Source organism: Pseudarthrobacter sp. HLT1-7 (assembly GCF_059383435.1).
The window spans coordinates 134,085-151,781 of sequence record NZ_JBWZCH010000002.1 but is presented as its reverse complement, the minus strand read 5'-3'; the positions used below and the strand labels follow the sequence as shown (position 1 = coordinate 151,781).

Below are 17,697 nucleotides of genomic sequence, written 5' to 3'. Positions count from 1 at the left end.
GGCACCGCAGCGTTGTCCACCGGCGGTGTCAGCGGTATTCCGGATTTTCGAAGTCGAACCGGGTGCCGGCTTCCCAGGCCTCAGGCAGGTTGCCGTACGCGGGGATGCCGCCGGCGTCCTTGAGGATCCGGGCCAGGTGCAGCAGGTTCCACGTCATGAAGGTGGTGTTGCGGTTGGTGAAATCGCTCTCCGGGCCGCCGGAGCCTTCGTCGAGGTAGCTGGGACCGGGACCGACGGCGCCGATCCAGCCGGCGTCGGCCTGCGGCGGGATGGTGAAGCCGACGTGCTGGAGGCTGTAGAGGACGTTCATGGCGCAGTGTTTGATGCCGTCCTCATTGCCGGTGATCAGGCAGCCGCCCACCTTCGGGTAGAACGCCCACTGGTCCTTGGCGTTGAGCTGGCCCGAATGCGCGTAAAGCCGTTCAATCAGCTTTTTGGTCTCGGAGGAATTGTCGCCCAGCCAGATGGGTCCGGCAACAATGACGATGTCGGCTGCCAGGACGGCGGGATACAGGCTCGGCCATTCATCAGTTTCCCAACCGTGCTCGCGCATGTCCGGGTAAACGCCGCTGGCGATGTCGTGGTCCACCGTCCGGATGACGCGGGTGCCAACGCCCTGTTTCTCCATGATCCGGCGGCTGACGTCGATCAATCCCTCGGTGTTCGAGGTCTCGGGCGACTTCTTGAGGGTGCCGTTGAAGTACACGGCTTTGAGATCGCTGTAATCAGCTTTTTTCAAAGCCTCGGTTGGTGTGGCATTCACGGTAGTGCTCCTTACGGTCGCTGCGGACTACGGACAACCATTGACACTTCGAACCCGGCGGCGGGACGCTACCGGCCGTGTCAGCTGACTTTGCTGAGCATGGCGGAGGCATGGGCCTCCAGGCCGCCGCCCGGCGTCGTACTCTTACCGGCTGCAACGTCCCAGCGCCACAGCAGCTGCCCGTTCACGAGCCCGAAGATCCGGGTGGCCGCCGCGTACTCCTTGGAGTGGCTGCCGCGCATCACCATATCGGTGCTGAGCTGGATCTGCGGACCCTTGATCTGGCCGTAGTACAGCTCGGAGATGCCGCCGGGATGGGAAATTGAAACGGCGATGTCGAAACCGCCGTCGTTGTTGCGCAGGGCCTCCACCTCATCGGCGCTTTTGAGCACCGGAACGATGTCGGCCGGCACCAGGCCGGGGCCGCCGTCCTCTTCGCGCTGCGTGCGTTCCAGGGCCCAGAACCCGGTCTCGACCGTCAGCGGACGAAGCCTGGTCCCCTGGTCGTCTGTCAGCCAGCTCTCAGCCCGGTATTGCAGGTACGGCAGACCGTTGTGGGTGAAGGAGACTCGCTGCACGAAGTGCTCGGAATCCTCTTCCCCGGCGCCCAGCCGGCCGCCGCCCTCCCACTCACCAATGAGCCATGACAGCGGGACGATTTCGGGGGTCAGATCTGTGGGTATTTCAATCGGCACAGCAGCTACCTCTGGAAACGACGGGCGGAAAGTGTGGGGTCTTTACTTCTGGCCCTTGAAGAGGCGGTACACCACAAAGCCGGCGAACCAGGCCATGGAGAGGCTGGCGATGCCAAGCAGAACAAGGAAGAAGATTTCAAAGGCAAGTACGGACATGATGCCATCCTAACGCTTAGTAGATGAGGAGTTTGTCTATGAAGTAAGCCAGAGAGCCGACGGCGGAGACCGGCCCCAGACCCATGCCCAAAGCCGCCGCAAGGTTGAGCGATTCGCCGCGGAGGATCACGAGGCGGCGGAAGCTCACCAGCACGGCCCCCACCACAACGCCGACGAGCGCAGCCGGAAGGACGGCGATGTCGGAGAACACGAGCCCGGCGAGAGGCCCGGCCAGCCCTGCGCCGACAATCCCCAGCGGCGCCACAATCCGGTCCGGCCAGCGGATCAGGCCGGCCATCAGTGCGATCGCGGAGCTGATGGCGGCGACCAGCAGCATTTCCCGCACGCCGTTGAAGCGGGAGCAGGCGATCCAGCCCGCACCCAGGCAGGACAGCATCACTCCGGCGCTGGAGCCGAGCGTCGATTCGAGGCGCTGGGCCTGGCCGGTGCCGCGGATCAGCTGCATAACAAAGACCGCCATGACACCGGCGGCCATAAAGCCGGGGGTCCAATCCAGGAAGCCCGGGGCGGGAAGATAGGTGGCGGCCACGGCGGAGCCGATGCCAGGCAGCGCGATCAGGGCGGCCAGTGTCTTTTTGGCCGGGATGCCGAGGAAATGCGGCCAGCCGATACCGACGCCGGCGGCCGTGAGCACAGCGACTACCAGCAGGGCCTCCGGCGAGGAATACGCGGCGCCGACAATGGCCGCGAGCCCGGCCAGGCCGATGAATCCGATGCTCCACGACTTCACTGCGTACCCGCCATCAATCCGTACCTTCGCTCACTGCGGACCCCAATTCGACCTGATCAACCTCGGAGGGCTGCGGGCCCTGACGGATCAATCCTGCCCTATGTGACCGTTTTATGTCGCAAAGGAACCGGCTCCAGGTGACGGGACCGTGTCCGGAAAGGGGCCTTTGGGTATACTCGGCATCAGCTACAGACGCCCAAAGATGCGCGGACACCCCTTGGAGGAACCATGTCGCACATCCTGCTCCTGACGAACAGCACCGGCTCATCGGTGGATGTTCTGCCTGCTCTGGAACTGCTGAACCACCGAGTACACATTCTTCCGGCCGAGCCTACGGCCCTGCTAGAGACCGATCCGTGCGATATTGTCCTGCTGGACGCCCGCAAGGACCTTGTCGGAGCCCGCTCCCTCACCCAGTTGCTCAAGGCCACCGGCCTGAGCGCCCCGCTTATGCTCATCCTCACCGAGGGCGGCATGGCGGCAGTCTCCTCGGCCTGGGCGGTCGATGACATCCTGCTCGAATCCGCAGGGCCTGCCGAAGTCGAAGCCCGCATCCGTCTGGGGATGGCGCGCGCCGTCCCGGCCAAGGACGATGCCCCGACGGAGATCCGGGCCGCTGGCGTCGTCATCGATGAGGCAAGCTACACGGCCCGCGTCAACGGCGCGGCACTGAACCTGACGTTCAAGGAATTTGAACTTCTCAAGTACCTCGCCCAGCACCCCGGACGCGTCTTCACCCGCCAGCAGCTGCTCACCGAGGTGTGGGGCTACGACTACTACGGCGGCACCCGAACCGTGGATGTCCACGTCCGGCGCCTGCGCGCGAAGCTCGGCGCGGATCATGAGAACCTGATCAGCACCGTGCGGAACGTCGGCTACCGCCTGACCCTGGTCCGCCACCCAGAGGGAGAGCTGGCCGAAGCCTAGGTCGTGTTTCTCAGCATGAGGTTCGCGTGTGCCTCCCCGGCAGTTCCCAGGCTGAGCGCAGGTCTCGTTAATGGCATGTCGTATCAGTGAGCTGGTGCTCGGTTGCCGCGACCCTGAGGTGCTGGCGCGGTTCTGGTGCGAGGTCCTGGACTTCGTGGTGCTCGATCGCGAGGACGACGGCTCCGTGGAGATCAGGCCGCGCGAAGGGTTCGGCGCTCCGCAGCCGACGATCATCCTCAGTCGCCGGGATGAGCCGGAGACGGGGAAATCCCGGCTGCACGTCGACGTCAACGCCACCGACCGCGATCAGAACGCCGAGCTCGAACGCCTTCTGATGCTCGGTGCGCGCCCGGCCGACATCGGCCAGACAGGGCAGGAGCAGTGGCATGTCCTGACCGATCCTGAAGGCAATGAGTTCTGCCTGCTCAAGGCCCGTCTGTACCCGCTCTGATGCTCATCGGTCACACCTCGACATCAGGTATCCAGAGGAGTCCGGTCATGGTGTTGAATGTAGCGTTTAGCCCCCCGTTACCTTTCTTATAGCCCCTGAACGAGCAAGAATCGGGGTTGCTGGCCTGTCGGCCCCGGACTCACCAACTGATTCGCGTGGGTCTGTGAGCTGACGGTTACGTCATTTCAGCACGCTGGTCTGGCTGCGCGATTCCGTGCAGCACTTGATCTACCAACGCCTCCACCGTGGTCCGGTTCAGGGGCCCGTGTCCGAACAACAACCGCAGGTACACGGGTCCGTACAGGCCGTCGAGCACTACTTCGTGGTCGAGATCGGCACGCAGTTCACCACGTTCAATGGCGCGGTTGAGGACTTCGCGTCCTTCTTTCCGACGCGGCTCCAGCCAGCCTGACCGGAAGGCCGTCGCCAGCTGGGTGTCGTGCTGGGCTTCTCCCAAGAGCGCTATAGCCATCTGCCCCATGCTGGTTTGTCCGAGCACGCGCGCGAGAGCGGATAACTGTACGACAAGGTCCTCCCGCAGGGATCCGCTGTCCGGAAAGGCAAGGTCGGTTTGAACCTCGGACAAGAACACCTCCAGCAGTATCGCTCCCTTGCCCGGCCACCACCGGTAGATGGTCGCCTTGCTCGCGCCAGCCCGGTCCGCGATCGCGTCGACGGTCATGCGTGAGTATCCAGATTCGTCAAATAGCCCGATCGCGGCCCGCAACACTGCCGCCTGTGTGCGCGAAGAACGCCGCGACGCTGGCATCGGCTTCTCTCGCCGTTGATTGGTCACAAAGTGATCCTATCGAAACGAAACGACTCGTGTAGTCTTCGGAACGAAACGTTTCGTTTCGGAGAAATGGAGAGGACTGTTTATGTCTCAGATCGCCCTGTTCATTACGCACCGGACCAAGCCCGGTCAACGTGATGCCGTTCGTGCCATCTGGCAACGGCACATGGCCCCAGCCATCCAGGCCAACGATGGCCATGCCGCGTACTTCTATTGCGTTGACCCCGCTGACAAAGACGTCGTCTGCGCCTTTCAGGTGTACCGCGATGCCGCCGCTTCCGCTGCTTTTCTGACCACTGCCGCCTACTGCGACTACGAGCAAGAGGTCAACCCTCTGCTCCTGGGCCCCCCTGACGTCAAGCAGTTGGCTCCCGTCTGGTCCAAGGCGAGCCCAAGCACCTAGTGGCAAGATAGTTCGTTCGACGAGCTGCCCGTTCGGGGAACCTGCTGCGGGACGCCTCACCATTACGAAAGCGGACTCTGCTGCGACACTCCGGCTGAGCAGAAACGAACACCAACAGCCAAGATGCGGTCAAGGCCGCGTTATCGCATAGAGCAGCATGTCGCGCCGGGTGCCACCAATCTCCTGGTGGCTGCGGAGCAGGCCCTCACGCTGGAAACCAGACGCCTCGGCAACACGACTTGAGTTGCTGTTCCACGGCTCGATGTACAGCTCGATCCGGTGCAGTGTGGGGATGGTCCAAGTGAACGCGGTCAGTGCCTTCAACGCGCTGCTGGCGATCCCGCGGCCCCGGTGCGCGGGGGCAACCGAGTAGCCGACCGTTGCGCGGCCGGCCGACATATTCTGAAGCCACAGTCCGATGGCACCGACGGCGTTGTCGGACTCGGCATCGGCGATGGCGAAGGACAGCCCTCTTCCTTCGGCTAACCGGCCGCGCTGCCGGTAGATCCACTCCAGAGCCTGCTGTGCGGTGGGGAGTGGGGGAAGGCTGCCAATGAGAGGGATGTAAGGATCGTCCCCCAACTCGAAGGCGAGATGCACGTCGTCGTCGGTGAACTCGCGCAAGACCACTGAACCGCAGGTCAGTGGTGTGGTCGGCCAGGACGGTAAATGCTCAGTCATACGTCGATTATCGCCGTGGTCATCGTCCCGTGCTGCTCAAGGTCCACCCGACCATGCCGGACAGAGTGGGTTTTCCACCCGCAGCCCGTTTCCGGTGGGGGATCCCTTTGCGGAACGACTGTCTGCCCTGGCGGGCAGGTTGGACTTCAGGGTTGTTGTTCTGGCTGATGTTTGTTCAGCCGAGTACGCGGACGTCGCTGTCCTGGATGAGGATCGCTTGTTGGTCGCCGAGTGGTCGGGTCGGAATCCCGTCCGCGACGAGCGCGTTCCTCCAAGCTCTGTTGGCTGTGTCGAAGTCGGGGTTGCCCGTGTGGGGAATGATTACGTGATCGTATAGGTCCAGCCCGTCCTCGGGGACGTGGCCAGGAACGACTGTGACGTCCTCGATCTTGTCGATGTGGCGAAGCGAAGGTCCAGCTAGGACAGCGCCGGCGCTCCACCCGGCGTACACAGTCCCTGCGGACACTCGTGCGCGGATGAGCTCGCGCGCACCGCTACGCTGAACGAGCCAACTCAGGTAAGCGGCGTTCCCGCCGCCGACCCAGATGACGTCGACGTGCTCGAACAGTGTGGCCAGCTCTGTGGTGGCACCTGTTTCGTACTTGCGGAGGTCGACGGGGAGAACGTCATAGCCGAGGTCGGTGAGCCCCCGTCGGATCACCTCGACCCAACCGGGTGGCCCTTCGGTCACCACGTCTGCGGCGTTCTCGATGGCCGCCACCCGGGTTTCATCGGGCCTGCGTCCGACCAGGCCGGCTAATGCCGCGGCGATGTCCGGTGTGAGGTCGAGTGAGTACAGCAGCGCCTTCATCGGGCTTCGTCTCCTGCGTGAAGTGTTGGTTCGTCCAGGCTGCGTGCGTTCGCGCCGGCGGCGCCGGTGAGCCATTGCACGAGCTGGTCAAGAGTCTTGGCGTGGCCGTTGCGGTGCCCGTCGATCATGCCTTGGCCGGCGAGCGAGGTGACCTGATCGACGACGGTGATCCGAGTCCCCCCTTCGCTCTCCTCGAATATCCAGGTCAAGACGGCGATGGCCATCAGCTGACCTTTGCGTTGGATCGAGTCGCAGTAGACGAGGCGATGGGGTGGCTCGATGAGGTGATAGCGGTGAGCTCCGACGTTCAACAGGTTTTCGGGTGGGCCACATCGGTAGCTGTCTTCACCACCTTCGGTGAAGTCGGCAGTGTCATAGACGATCTGCTCACCGTCGGGGGCCGACCAGCGACACCGGTCCTCCACACTGGCATAGGCCACCCATGCCGCCTCGATTGGTGCTTCGACCTTGCGAGTGAAGCGGAGGGTGTCGTGGGCTAGATCCATGCGCTGTTCCTTTCGGCGTGAACGTCTGACGGTGCCTTCGTCGAGTCGTTCTCTTGTGACGTTGTCGCTCGGGCCCCGGTGAGATCCACCCTGTTGCCGTCGGGATCGGAAAGCGGCAGGATATGCGCTCCGCGGTCGGGTTGCGGGCTCGCGACCGGACAGACGGGTGTACCACTCGTCGGCGCGATCCAGGTCCGTGACGGATTAGTTTGCGTACACGCTGCGAATCATGAAGGTGTCCTTCCCGGTGATGGTCATTTGCAAGCACCTCTAGCGGAGCACAGGTGATGGTAGATTGCAAGCAGTCGCCCTTAGGAGGCCAAGTTGACCATCACGCCACGGTCGGGCTGCCCCATCAACGTCGCCGTCGAGGTGCTCGGCGACCGTTGGAGCCTCATCGTTCTGCGCGACATCATGTTCGGCGACCGACGCCACTTCCGAACTCTCCAGCGCGGATCAGAAGAGGGCATCGCCTCGAACATCCTCGCCAGCCGTCTCCACGGCCTCGTCGCCGCAGACCTGCTCACTCGGGAGGATCCCGGCGCCGGCCGCCGTGCCGCCTACAGCCTCACCGAAGCCGCGATACAGCTGGTTCCCGTACTGGCCGAACTCGGCTGGTGGGGACTGCGTCACCGCCCCACGACCGAACTGCTGCGCGTGCGCGCACAGATTCTGCACGACGGAGGCCCCGCGTTATGGGATGACTTTATGAACGAGCTACGTGAACGTCACTTGGGCATCCCGGCACCGGACACCGGGCGGCCGTCCGTCGGTGGACGACTCGACGCGGCCTACGCCGAGGCCGTCCAAGCAGCAGCGCTAGACCACCCGACAGCCTGACCGTGTGGTCCCTACACCGACGACCCGCGCCGTCCCGCAAGCGGAACCCTCGGCGGACCGAATTTGTCGATCGGGTTGGCTGAGACACGCTCAATCGCGGTAAAAGCTAGCCATGGCCTCTTTCGCGCGACCTGCCATCGTCAACGGACGCAGTCCATCGTCAGGAAGTCTCTCGGTCGTGGCCGCCCATACGACATCCCAGAACGTCTCGTCGTCCAGGTCGTAATTGGATGGGCGACGTATGAACCAATCGAATCCGCGGGGTCTCGGCGGGATGTCCGCCTCGGCCAGGTAGTCATCAATGTCGTCGTCGATGGATGACAGGTCGGCTTCAGTCAGCATGAATGGGTGTCTTTGTTCTCCGCCCCCTGGTAGTCGACGGACAATCGAACCGAAACGGTCACGCGCTGCTGGGCGTACCCTCGCAAAGTTCCCAGGACCGGCAGCCCAGAGGACCAGGGCGCCCCAGCCGTTCTCGGAGGCAAGTATCCAATCCTGAGAAGCTTCCGACAATTCAGTGCACTCCCACGGGTCATGTGTCATGCTCACCATCTTTCACGGCTAATCGAAGCTGGCAATCCCTGTGTCCCGATAGAGGAACCCTGAGCGGACGCCTTCTCGATTGCTATCAGTTTTGTGCGGCGGCGGCGGCAACAGTCAGCGGGTCACGCGGTTCCCGTCCAAGGAGGTGTGCGACGTCGGTGGCGGTTCCTTCGAGAAATCCATGGGCTGCGGCAGAGTGGATGGACAGCAGCATGGAGGGCTGAAACGGCAGGAGTGCTGCCGCGTCCAGGGACTGCCGTAGATCCTCCATCGTGCCCGGCCGGTACGTCACGCCCAGCTCGTCGGCGACGTCCTGGGCCGTGATCACCCGGTTCCCGACAAGATTGTAGGTCCGGCCGCTGTGCAGCCGGGGGTTGTGGGCGACGATGGATGCCGCTTCGGCGAGGTCCTGCCGGGCGACGGCCGCCACCCCGCCGCGGCCGAAGGGGGCAGTAATCACGCCCTCGCGTGGCGTAAGGAGTTGACCGATCAGCTCGGCGTACAAGCCGTTCCTCAGGACCGTCCACGCGACATTTCCGCTCCGGAGACGGCGTTCGGTCCACCGGTGGGCCAGGGCGAAGCCAAGATGGTCGCCGTCGCCAGCCAGGCTGGTGTAAACAATGTGCCGTACCCCGCCGCGTTCCGCGGCCGCGATGGCGTTCGTGTGCCGGTCGATGACCACGTCGTCTTCGGCGGTGCCGGCGGAGATGAGAACCAGCGTTTCCACCCCTTCCATACTGAGCGTTCCGGCATCATCAAAGTCCAGCTGACGGAGCTCCGGGTTTCCAGCGGGGTTGCGGGTTCCCCCGACTGCCGGCGCACCGGATTCCGCGAGGTGCTCGAGGACCGCTGTGGCGAGGTGGCCGGAGGCCCCGGTAACGAGAATCATGGATGCGCTCTTTCCGCTGGTACTCTTCGGTAACTAGACTCATCCTCGGTAACCAGCTGAATATACACAAGGAGGCACTTTGGTGTTGGACAGTCACACGGAAGTAACCGCCCTGCTTGAGCCGTGCGGTGATGCCGGTCATCCGGACTGCGGTATCCGTGACGTGCTCGACCGGATCGGCGACAAATGGTCGGTGCTGGTGATTGTGGAGCTGGCCTCCGGCACCAGGCGCTTCAGGGAACTGCAGCGCGCGATCGACGGTATCTCCCAGCGCATGCTGACCCTCACCGTCAGGCGGCTCGAACGCGACGGCCTAGTCACCCGGACCGTCTACCCCACGGTCCCCGCACAGGTCACCTACGAGCTCACGCAGCGCGGAAGCGGCCTCACCCATCTGGTCAAACAGCTTGCGGACTGGTCACTGAAACATAAGGATTCCATCGGGCAATCACGGGAACTGTACGACCAGCAAAACCCGGACCACGCGATCCGGTAACCGCCACTGGCCGTCCTGCCGAACGGCCAGCCGGACCGCTTGCGGAAACCCTGATCGGGACGGACGTTGGCATGCCGTTGTTTCGAACTGCCTTGCCCCGTTCCCCGAGCCTTACTCTCCTAGCCGAGCGGATGGCCCGGAAACTGAAAACGAAGAAGGGCAAGGCGGTCTACGCCCGGCGCAAAGCCATCGTGGAACCGGCATTGCGGCCTGTCAGCCAGCTCAATGACCTACTCATGCTTTCCCATGCTCACCACAAGCTGTGTCTCCAAACGTAGCTGGCTGAATGAATCAGCGGACCGAAGTCGTAATCGTCCATGGACTGTGGCATCAGCCGGCCCACTTCGACCGGTTGGCGGACGATCTGCGCCACCAAGGGGCCAGCGTGCATGTTCCTCGTCTGCACAGAGGCTCGCTTGCTGCGGACACTGCAGTCGTACAGGAGATAGTCGATGGATGTGTCGTGACGCCAAATGTCCTTGGCCATTCGTACGGCGGATCTGTCATCACGGGCCTCGAACGGGTCAGGCACCTCTTGTACGTTGCCGCGTTCGTACCTGCAGCCGGTGAAAGCGGCGCGATGTTAGGTGGGCCCTCAGCACTGGTCAACGACGCCGTCCGGCACAACGAGGACGGGTCGACCAGCATCCATCCGGAACGGGCTCGCGAGGTTCTGTACGACGATTGCTCCGAAGCCGACGGCGCATGGGCAACCTCGCTCCTCGTGCCTCAACAACCGGGTCACGGTCGTGGCGTACCCAGCCGTATTGCTTGGGCAACCACCGAGAGCACCTATATTAACTGCGAACTGGACAAGGCGCTCAACCCAGTCCTTCAGGAACGTATGGCCGGCCGATGCACCAACAATGTCAGTTTGAACTCGAGCCATTCACCCTTCATCAGCCAACCTAAGAGGCTCGCCAAACTAATCCTGGGGATATAGGTCTCGCGTTCGGCCAACGCCAGACACCAGCGGGTCGAACCCCCAAGGACGCCCGTTCAGGGATCGTGCCGCGCTTTCTGCTCTGCATTTCCGTTCGACGGCTAAGGATGAAGATGCTGACGTCGCTCCACACGCTAAAGGGAGCATGAAAGATGAGCCACGAACCGACCAGCGGCTATGAAGACCCGAGCCTGAAGTATCGAGTCACATGGAGGTCCGCCCTGCCTCACGCTCGGTGTGGCGGCGAGTCAGTTCGTTCCTCACCACCTACATCTCGCGCATTCGGCTCGAATACGGCGCATTCACGTTGCCATAGCGAACGACGGGAAGAGCTCGTCGATTGAGTAATCGATGATGCGTCTCTCTTGTACCCGCCCATTGAGATAAAAGTCCCGCGCAGCTTGGTTTAGTACACTATTGTGAGCGTTTCCAAGAAACCATTCAGAGCGAGACTAGTCCACCACTTTGAGCGCCCGCTCGAAGTATAAGCGTCCCGCAAAAGTCGCGCCCTCGGGTCAGGCACCTCATCGAGGGCGGCGATGACCTGCGTTGTCTCGCGTTCATCCCACAAGTCGAGTACCGCAGTAGTTCCGTGCGGTCCACGGTTGAAGAAAATGGTCAATCTACTCGACGTCGGATATCCGCGTGCTCGCCATCGGAAGATGAGACAGGTTCAGCCCGGCCCACTACCGAGCCGGCACGCCGTCGAATGCGGAATCACCGGCTCAAACGCCACGGCGAAAGCGAAAGCCCCGGACCATGGGTCCGGGGCTTTCGCCGTGTTCACTGCGGAATTTCTTTGGTGGAGGACATACGGGTCGAACGTATCGAGGCCACCCCAGTGGTGGATCCCCCTCGCCTCCGGCGCAGCAAGTCACTCGCAGGCCGGATGAGATAACGACTATACGTAACAGTTCCGGAAACAACAAAACCGGCCCCGCTTCGGCGCCAGCGTATAGCCTTGCACCATGAGTCCTGCGCATCCGGAAAACTGGCCCGTACTCGCTGCCGTGGGAGCTGTGGATGAACAGCTGTGGAGGGACGTCTTGGCCCTCGTGACCGCCGCCGAGGAGTCCGACGGCAACCCGCCGCTGTCCGAGCAGACCCTGGTGACGCTCCGGGCGTCCGACGCCGGCGAACACACCGTGCTGACCCTCGCCCTCTACTCGCCCGATGACAAGTCCGACCCCGCCACAGCGCAGGATCTGGCGGGCGTCGCCGTCGTCGTCGGCGAACCGGACGGCACCGGGGTGCTGGAAATCGCCGTGCATCCCAGCTACCGCAACCAGGGTGCGGCGGACCGGCTCGTCGCCGAGCTCCGGGACACCCGCGGTCTCGCCGGGCTTAGCGCCTGGTCCCATGGCAACCACGAGGCCGCCGCGGACCTGGCGGCCCGATACGGCTACGGACCGGTCCGTGAACTGTGGAAGATGCGGCTCACCACCGCTGCGGCCGCCCCGTCCGACGTCGACCTGCCCGACGGCGACGCCCTCCCGGACGCTGCCCTGCCCGACGGCGTCAGCTTGCGCGCCTTCGTCCCGGGCCAGGACGAGGACGCCTGGCTCGTGGCGAACAGGGCGGCGTTCGCGCACCACCCGGAACAGGGAACCATGACGCGCGCCGACCTCGACGCCAGGATGGCCGAGCCATGGTTCGATCCCGCCGGCTTCCTGCTGGCCGTGGACGCCTCGGGCCGGCTCCTCGGCTTCCACTGGACCAAGGTGCACCCCCGGCACGGCGGGCACCCGGCCATCGGCGAGGTCTATGTGGTGGGCGTCGCCCCGGAAGCGCAGGGAACAGGGCTGGGCAAGGCGCTCACCGTCGCTGGCATCAGGTACCTCCAGAACCTGGGTCTGAACGCGGTCATGCTGTACGTCGACGCGGACAACGTTCCGGCCGTGTCGCTGTACCGGAGGCTCGGCTTCGCCCGCTGGGACGTCGACGTTATGTACGCACCCCTGGAGCAGCGTTAATCAAGGCGCCGGACTTCAGGTCCGTACCGGCCGGAACCCGGACTCTGCGGAACGTGACCGTGCGGCGAATGCTTGTATGGTTGAAACTAAATCGCGCCAGCATTAGGAGAGACCATGCAACCGGACGCCGCCCGGACCGCCACGTCTGACCCCGCAACCTCGGAGAAGAGAGCACTTCCGGTGCGTGCCCGTTTTGGCTCGTCCGAAGTGCCGGCCTCACGCGCCACCCAGGACCGGATCGACATCCCCGAGTTCGCCCCCAACCTGGAACCGGAGGGCGACATCAGCCCGGACCGCTTCCTGGACCGGGAGCTGAGCTGGCTTGCCTTTAACTCCCGCGTCCTGGAACTGGCCGAAGACCCGGATCTGCATCTGCTGGAGCGTGTCAGCTTCCTGTCCATCTTCGCGTCGAACCTGGACGAGTTCTTTATGGTCCGGGTGGCCGGGCTCAAACGCCGGATCGCGACCGGCCTCGCCGTGCCCTCCCCCGCCGGACTGAGCCCCGTTCAGGTGCTGGAGCAGATCGGCGAGGAGGCCCGCCGGCTGCAGCAGCGGCACGCACAGGTCTACGCCGATCAGATCCGGCCTGCGCTGGCCTACGAACACATCCACCTCATGCACTGGGATGAGCTCGATTCCCAGGCCAAAGACCAGCTCAGCGCCATGTTCGCGGAGAAGGTCTTCCCCATCCTGACGCCGCTGGCCGTGGACCCCGCGCACCCCTTCCCCTACATCTCCGGGCTGTCCCTGAACCTGGCCGTGGTGGTCCGCAACCCGGTCAGCGACAAAGAACTCTTCGCCCGCCTCAAGGTCCCGGACCAGCTCCCCCGGCTGATCTCGGTGGACGGCCCGCGCGCCGGCTCCATTCCGGGACGGGTGGCCCGCTTCATCGCCCTTGAGGAAGTCATCGCCGTCCACCTGGACCAGCTGTTTGCCGGCATGGAGGTGCTGGAGCACCACACTTTCCGGGTTACCCGCAACGAGGACCTTGAGGTCGAAGAGGACGACGCCGAGAACCTGCTGCAGGCGCTGGAAAAGGAACTGCTGCGCCGCCGTTTCGGCCCTCCGGTCCGGCTCGAGGTCACCAATGACATCAACCCGAACATCCGGGCGCTGCTGATCCGCGAGCTCGGCGTCGAGGAATCCGAGGTCTACTCCGTCCCGGCGCCGCTGGACCTGCGCGGTCTCTCGGTCATCGCGGGGATCGACCGGGCGGACCTGCACTACCCAAAGCACGTCCCCCACACCTCCCGCTACCTCAATGAGTCGGAGACCTCCAAGCCGGCCAACGTCTTTGCGGCCATGCGCCGCCGGGACATCCTCCTGCACCACCCCTACGATTCCTTCTCCACCTCGGTCCAGGCGTTCCTCGAGCAGGCCGCCTCGGATCCGAAGGTCCAGGCGATCAAGCAGACCCTGTACCGGACCTCCGGTGACTCCCCGATCGTCGATGCCCTGATCGACGCCGCCGAGGCAGGCAAACAGGTCCTGGCCCTCGTGGAGATCAAGGCCCGCTTCGATGAGCAGGCCAACATCTCGTGGGCCCGGAAACTCGAACAGGCCGGTGTCCACGTGGTCTACGGCATCGTGGGGCTGAAGACGCACTGCAAGCTCTCCCTCGTGGTGCGCCAGGAAGTGGATGGCCTGCGCCGCTACTGCCACATCGGCACCGGCAACTACCACCCGCGAACGGCCCGCTACTACGAGGACCTTGGACTGCTGACGGCGAACGAGCAAGTGGGTGAGGACCTCTCCAAGCTCTTCAACCAGCTCTCCGGCTACGCCCCGAAGTCGACCTTCAAGCGGCTGCTGGTGGCACCCCGCTCCGTGCGGTCCGGTCTCATTGACCGGATCGAAACCGAAATCCGCAACGCCAAGGCGGGCCTCGCCGCGCGGGTCCAGATCAAGGTCAACTCGATCGTGGACGAGGCACTCATCGATTCCCTCTACCGCGCGTCCCAGGCCGGCGTCCCGGTGGATATCATCGTCCGCGGCATCTGCTCCCTGCGCCCCGGAATTCCCGGCCTCAGCGAGAACATCACGGTCCGCTCGGTTCTGGGCCGCTTCCTGGAGCACTCCCGCGTCTTCGCGTTCGCCAACGGCGGGGATCCGGTGGTGTACATCGGCTCGGCCGACATGATGCACCGGAACCTGGACCGCCGCGTGGAAGCCCTGGTCCAGCTCACCAGCGGGGACGACACGACGTACGTCATGGACCTGCTGCGCCGCTACATGGATCCGGCGACGGCAAGCTGGCATTTGGACAACGGCGGGGAATGGACCCGCCACCACCTGGCGGAGGACGGCCGGAACCTGGCGGACATCCAGTCCTGGCTGCTGGCGTCGCGCTCGCGCCAACGCTCCACCGGCCTGCGGTAGGGGCTCTGGCATTGAGTAGCGATTCCCCGCTCGCCGACCAGACAGAGCATTCCGGCGAGGAGATTGCCGTGACGGCGGCGGGTGCCCTGCCATGGCGCCTGACGTCGAATCCGGGCGACAAAGGCCAGCTTGAGGTCCTGCTGATCCACCGCCCGCGGTACGACGACTGGTCCTGGCCCAAGGGCAAGATCGACCCCGGCGAGACGGTTCCCGAATGTGCCATCCGCGAGGTGGAGGAAGAAATCGGGCTGAAGGCCACACTGGGTATCCCGCTCCCGCCGATCCGCTACCGCGTACCGGCCGGGCTGAAGGTGGTCCACTACTGGGCGGTCGACGTCGACGGCGCCGCGCTGGTGCCCGACGGTAAAGAGGTGGACAGCGTGATGTGGTGTCCGCCGGAGAAGGCCGCCCGGCTGCTGAGCAACCCGAGCGACGTCGGCCCGCTGGAGCAGCTGGCGGCGGCCCATGCCCGCGGCGAACTGGACACCTGGCCGCTGGTGATCGTGCGGCATGCCAAAGCCAAGCCGCGTTCCTCCTGGACCAAGGCCGAAGGGGACCGCCCGCTGGCCGCCACCGGGGTGCGGCAGGCGCAGGCGGTGGGGCGGCTCCTGCAGGTCTGGAAACCCCTGCGCATCGTCTCGAGCCCGTGGCGCAGGTGCGTGGCCACGATCGCCCCCTATGCCAAGGCCTCCGGGGCCAAGGTCAAGCTCAATGACGCCCTCACCGAGCACCGGCACGGCCGGCATCCGCACAAGACGGCGGCCGCCGTCGAGGGCCTGTTCGACAAGCAGCGGGCCGTGGCGCTCTGCACCCACCGCCCGGCCCTGCCCACCGTGTTTGCCCAGCTCGGAAAGCACATGGGCGCCCGGCTGCGTGCCCTGCTGCCGGACTCCGATCCGTTCCTGGCCCCCGGCGAGATCGTGGTGTGCCATGTGGCGCGCGGCAGCAAGAACAAAGTGGTCGCGGTGGAGCGGTTCAGGCCCTTCGACGACTGACGGCCTTAACACTGGGCGGGGCTCCCGGATAGCTCAGTAGACTGTGACGGTGAGCATTCCTACGCCCTATGAAGATCTGCTGCGCGATGTCCTGGAACACGGCACGCACAAATCGGACCGTACCGGGACGGGCACGCTCAGCGTGTTCGGCCGACAACTGCGCTTCGACCTGGCAACGAGTTTCCCCCTGATCACTACCAAGCGCGTGCACTTCAAGTCCGTTGCCGTGGAGCTGCTCTGGTTCCTCCGGGGGGAGACAAATGTGAAGTGGATGCAGGACCAGGGCGTGACCATCTGGAACGAATGGGCCGACGCCGACGGCGAACTCGGCCCGGTCTACGGCGTCCAGTGGCGCTCCTGGCCCACGCCCGACGGCGGACACATCGACCAGATCGCAGAACTGGTGGAGAACCTCAAGACCAACCCGGACTCGCGCCGACACATCGTCTCCGCCTGGAATGTCGCCGAACTCACGGACATGGCCCTGCCCCCGTGCCACGCGTTCTTCCAGTTTTATGTGGCCGACGGCAAGCTCTCCTGCCAGCTCTACCAGCGCTCGGCGGACACTTTCCTGGGTGTGCCGTTCAACATCGCCTCCTACGCCCTGCTGACCTGCATGATCGCCCAGCAGACCGGCCTGGAACCCGGCGAATTCGTCTGGACCGGCGGCGATGTGCATATCTATGACAACCACATGGACCAGGTCCTCAAGCAATTGACCCGTGAGCCCTACGACTACCCGCGGCTGGTGATCACCCGTAAACCGCAGTCCATCCTCGACTACACCCTCGAGGACTTTGAAGTGGTGGGATACCGGCACCACCCGACGATTAAGGCCCCGATAGCCGTATGAGCAACGACAAAACACAGGGCGCACCGCCCGCCGACTTTGCCGGCACGCTGGCTGCCCTCACCGGGCTCGGAGTCGTCTGGGCCCAGACCAGCACCGGGGTCATCGGCAAGGACGGCGGCATGCCGTGGCGCCTCCCGGAGGACATGGCGCACTTCACCCGTCTCACCACCGGCCACCCGGTGATCATGGGCCGGAAGACCTGGGAATCGTTCCCGGACAAATACCGCCCGCTGCCCGGGCGGACGAACATCGTCATCACCCGGCAGGAGGGCTGGGGCGGCACGCCGGGGGCGGAAGGCGCCATCGCGGTCAAGTCCCTGGATGACGCGCTGCTGGAGTCCGCGTTCGCGCCGGGCAACAACATGGTCTGGATCATCGGCGGCGGCACCATCTTTGGCCGGTCCATGGACCTCGCCGACGTCGCCGTCATCACCACAATCGACACCACCACGGAAGGCGACACCTTCGCCCCGGAACTCGGCTACGACTGGACAGCGGAATCCGCCCTGCCGCCCGACGGCTGGCAGGCCGCCGACAACGGCACCCGTTACCGCATCAATGTGTGGCGCCGGACGGAAGGCTGAGGGATGCTGAAGAAACCCGAAACCCTCTTTGTCCTCGGCTATATGCTGCTTCCGCTGCTGGCACTGCTCTCGGCGATTGTGGGACTGACCATGATCCTGGGTGACAGCAGGATCGTCGGGGCAATCGTTCTCGTGGTGGTCACCCAGGTGTTCGTCTTCGGGGCGGTGTTTGCGCTGCGGAAGCGCAAACACGCGCTGCTTTCGGAGCACAAGGGCGAGTAACGGCGGCGCCGCCGTGGCCGGGCGGGCCCGAATGGGGAGATCA

General features: G+C 64.4%; 21 protein-coding genes. 12 read left to right on the top strand and 9 right to left on the bottom strand.

Going from position 1 to position 17,697, the window contains the following annotated elements; genetic code table 11:
- Positions 1–28: 28 nt before the first annotated feature.
- The 3 genes from AC50X6_RS02865 to AC50X6_RS02855 all read right to left on the bottom strand — a co-directional run bounded on the left by AC50X6_RS02865 (position 29) and on the right by AC50X6_RS02855 (position 2,365).
- Entirely contained in the window at positions 29–763 is a 735-nt protein-coding gene (locus AC50X6_RS02865; RefSeq protein ID WP_494964811.1) for a flavodoxin family protein, read from the bottom strand.
- A gap of 80 nt (positions 764–843) precedes the next feature.
- Complete coding sequence (locus AC50X6_RS02860) at positions 844–1,458, bottom strand: nitrobindin family protein (protein ID WP_494964810.1); 615 nt, start codon at positions 1,456–1,458, stop codon at positions 844–846.
- 172 nt (positions 1,459–1,630) lie between these two features.
- The gene (locus tag AC50X6_RS02855; RefSeq protein ID WP_494964809.1) at positions 1,631–2,365 is read right to left on the bottom strand and encodes a permease; all 735 of its coding nucleotides are present in this window, start codon (positions 2,363–2,365) and stop codon (positions 1,631–1,633) included.
- Between the two features lie 228 nt (positions 2,366–2,593).
- Here AC50X6_RS02855 and AC50X6_RS02850 point away from each other — a divergent pair, with 228 nt between their 5' ends.
- A complete protein-coding gene (locus AC50X6_RS02850; protein WP_494964808.1) occupies positions 2,594–3,292 on the top strand; it encodes a winged helix-turn-helix transcriptional regulator in 699 nt (232 codons plus the stop codon).
- Positions 3,293–3,362: 70 nt separating this feature from the next.
- The gene (locus AC50X6_RS02845) at positions 3,363–3,743 is read left to right on the top strand and encodes a VOC family protein (RefSeq protein WP_494964807.1); all 381 of its coding nucleotides are present in this window, start codon (positions 3,363–3,365) and stop codon (positions 3,741–3,743) included.
- Between the two features lie 175 nt (positions 3,744–3,918).
- Here AC50X6_RS02845 and AC50X6_RS02840 read toward each other — a convergent pair whose 3' ends face one another.
- On the bottom strand, positions 3,919–4,539 hold the full coding sequence (locus AC50X6_RS02840; RefSeq protein WP_494964806.1) for a TetR/AcrR family transcriptional regulator: 621 nt from the start codon (positions 4,537–4,539) through the stop codon (positions 3,919–3,921).
- An 82-nt stretch (positions 4,540–4,621) separates the two neighbouring features.
- On the opposite strand from AC50X6_RS02840, the gene AC50X6_RS02835 reads away from it, so the two are divergent.
- On the top strand, positions 4,622–4,939 hold the full coding sequence (locus tag AC50X6_RS02835) for a putative quinol monooxygenase (RefSeq protein ID WP_494964805.1): 318 nt from the start codon (positions 4,622–4,624) through the stop codon (positions 4,937–4,939).
- A 129-nt stretch (positions 4,940–5,068) separates the two neighbouring features.
- Here AC50X6_RS02835 and AC50X6_RS02830 read toward each other — a convergent pair whose 3' ends face one another.
- The 3 genes from AC50X6_RS02830 to AC50X6_RS02820 all read right to left on the bottom strand — a co-directional run bounded on the left by AC50X6_RS02830 (position 5,069) and on the right by AC50X6_RS02820 (position 6,937).
- Positions 5,069–5,620 (bottom strand): GNAT family N-acetyltransferase, encoded by a 552-nt coding sequence (locus AC50X6_RS02830; protein ID WP_494964804.1) that lies wholly within the window; start codon positions 5,618–5,620, stop codon positions 5,069–5,071.
- A 175-nt stretch (positions 5,621–5,795) separates the two neighbouring features.
- Complete coding sequence (locus AC50X6_RS02825) at positions 5,796–6,431, bottom strand: Type 1 glutamine amidotransferase-like domain-containing protein (RefSeq protein WP_494964803.1); 636 nt, start codon at positions 6,429–6,431, stop codon at positions 5,796–5,798.
- Positions 6,428–6,937, bottom strand: a complete 510-nt coding sequence (locus tag AC50X6_RS02820) for an SRPBCC domain-containing protein (protein ID WP_494964802.1) — start codon at positions 6,935–6,937, stop codon at positions 6,428–6,430. Before AC50X6_RS02820 ends, AC50X6_RS02825 begins: the two co-directional genes overlap by 4 nt.
- Positions 6,938–7,261: 324 nt before the next feature.
- On the opposite strand from AC50X6_RS02820, the gene AC50X6_RS02815 reads away from it, so the two are divergent.
- A complete protein-coding gene (locus AC50X6_RS02815; protein WP_494964801.1) occupies positions 7,262–7,777 on the top strand; it encodes a winged helix-turn-helix transcriptional regulator in 516 nt (171 codons plus the stop codon).
- Between the two features lie 90 nt (positions 7,778–7,867).
- Here the strand turns inward: AC50X6_RS02815 and AC50X6_RS02810 are convergent, their stop codons facing one another.
- Positions 7,868–8,320: a DUF5956 family protein gene (locus tag AC50X6_RS02810; RefSeq protein WP_494964800.1), complete on the bottom strand. Its 453-nt coding sequence runs from the start codon at positions 8,318–8,320 to the stop codon at positions 7,868–7,870.
- An 85-nt stretch (positions 8,321–8,405) separates the two neighbouring features.
- Entirely contained in the window at positions 8,406–9,209 is an 804-nt protein-coding gene (locus AC50X6_RS02805; RefSeq protein WP_494964799.1) for an NAD(P)H-binding protein, read from the bottom strand.
- Positions 9,210–9,291: 82 nt separating this feature from the next.
- On the opposite strand from AC50X6_RS02805, the gene AC50X6_RS02800 reads away from it, so the two are divergent.
- The 8 genes from AC50X6_RS02800 (at position 9,292) to AC50X6_RS02765 (ending at position 17,654) form a co-directional block, all read left to right on the top strand.
- Positions 9,292–9,705 (top strand): winged helix-turn-helix transcriptional regulator, encoded by a 414-nt coding sequence (locus AC50X6_RS02800; protein WP_494964798.1) that lies wholly within the window; start codon positions 9,292–9,294, stop codon positions 9,703–9,705.
- A gap of 286 nt (positions 9,706–9,991) precedes the next feature.
- Positions 9,992–10,648: an alpha/beta hydrolase gene (locus AC50X6_RS02795; RefSeq protein ID WP_494964797.1), complete on the top strand. Its 657-nt coding sequence runs from the start codon at positions 9,992–9,994 to the stop codon at positions 10,646–10,648.
- A gap of 968 nt (positions 10,649–11,616) precedes the next feature.
- Positions 11,617–12,621, top strand: coding sequence for a mycothiol synthase (mshD, locus tag AC50X6_RS02790; protein ID WP_494964796.1), 1,005 nt, complete (start codon positions 11,617–11,619; stop codon positions 12,619–12,621).
- A 114-nt stretch (positions 12,622–12,735) separates the two neighbouring features.
- Positions 12,736–15,000 carry an RNA degradosome polyphosphate kinase gene (locus AC50X6_RS02785; RefSeq protein WP_494964795.1) on the top strand — a complete coding sequence of 755 codons (2,265 nt, stop codon included), beginning with the start codon at positions 12,736–12,738 and terminating at the stop codon, positions 14,998–15,000.
- An 11-nt stretch (positions 15,001–15,011) separates the two neighbouring features.
- Complete coding sequence (locus tag AC50X6_RS02780; protein ID WP_494964794.1) at positions 15,012–15,995, top strand: NUDIX hydrolase; 984 nt, start codon at positions 15,012–15,014, stop codon at positions 15,993–15,995.
- A gap of 49 nt (positions 15,996–16,044) precedes the next feature.
- A complete protein-coding gene (locus AC50X6_RS02775; RefSeq protein ID WP_494964793.1) occupies positions 16,045–16,848 on the top strand; it encodes a thymidylate synthase in 804 nt (267 codons plus the stop codon).
- Positions 16,845–17,432 carry a dihydrofolate reductase gene (locus tag AC50X6_RS02770; protein WP_494964792.1) on the top strand — a complete coding sequence of 196 codons (588 nt, stop codon included), beginning with the start codon at positions 16,845–16,847 and terminating at the stop codon, positions 17,430–17,432. The genes AC50X6_RS02775 and AC50X6_RS02770 overlap by 4 nt, the downstream gene beginning before the upstream one ends.
- A gap of 3 nt (positions 17,433–17,435) precedes the next feature.
- Positions 17,436–17,654, top strand: a complete 219-nt coding sequence (locus tag AC50X6_RS02765; RefSeq protein WP_494964791.1) for an NF038396 family protein — start codon at positions 17,436–17,438, stop codon at positions 17,652–17,654.
- Positions 17,655–17,697 lie beyond the last annotated feature (43 nt).

Excerpts from the sequence above, each read along its gene's own strand:
- AC50X6_RS02850 (WP_494964808.1), top strand. The coding sequence starts at position 2,594 with ATGTCGCACATCCTGCTCCTGACGAACAGCACCGGCTCATCGGTGGAT.
- AC50X6_RS02845 (WP_494964807.1), top strand. The coding sequence starts at position 3,363 with ATGGCATGTCGTATCAGTGAGCTGGTGCTCGGTTGCCGCGACCCTGAG.
- AC50X6_RS02835 (WP_494964805.1), top strand. The coding sequence starts at position 4,622 with ATGTCTCAGATCGCCCTGTTCATTACGCACCGGACCAAGCCCGGTCAA.
- AC50X6_RS02830 (WP_494964804.1), bottom strand. The coding sequence starts at position 5,620 with ATGACTGAGCATTTACCGTCCTGGCCGACCACACCACTGACCTGCGGT.
- AC50X6_RS02825 (WP_494964803.1), bottom strand. The coding sequence starts at position 6,431 with ATGAAGGCGCTGCTGTACTCACTCGACCTCACACCGGACATCGCCGCG.
- AC50X6_RS02820 (WP_494964802.1), bottom strand. The coding sequence starts at position 6,937 with ATGGATCTAGCCCACGACACCCTCCGCTTCACTCGCAAGGTCGAAGCA.
- AC50X6_RS02810 (WP_494964800.1), bottom strand. The coding sequence starts at position 8,320 with ATGACACATGACCCGTGGGAGTGCACTGAATTGTCGGAAGCTTCTCAG.
- AC50X6_RS02805 (WP_494964799.1), bottom strand. The coding sequence starts at position 9,209 with ATGATTCTCGTTACCGGGGCCTCCGGCCACCTCGCCACAGCGGTCCTC.
- AC50X6_RS02795 (WP_494964797.1), top strand. The coding sequence starts at position 9,992 with ATGAATCAGCGGACCGAAGTCGTAATCGTCCATGGACTGTGGCATCAG.
- mshD (WP_494964796.1), top strand. The coding sequence starts at position 11,617 with ATGAGTCCTGCGCATCCGGAAAACTGGCCCGTACTCGCTGCCGTGGGA.
- AC50X6_RS02785 (WP_494964795.1), top strand. The coding sequence starts at position 12,736 with ATGCAACCGGACGCCGCCCGGACCGCCACGTCTGACCCCGCAACCTCG.
- AC50X6_RS02770 (WP_494964792.1), top strand. The coding sequence starts at position 16,845 with ATGAGCAACGACAAAACACAGGGCGCACCGCCCGCCGACTTTGCCGGC.
- AC50X6_RS02765 (WP_494964791.1), top strand. The coding sequence starts at position 17,436 with ATGCTGAAGAAACCCGAAACCCTCTTTGTCCTCGGCTATATGCTGCTT.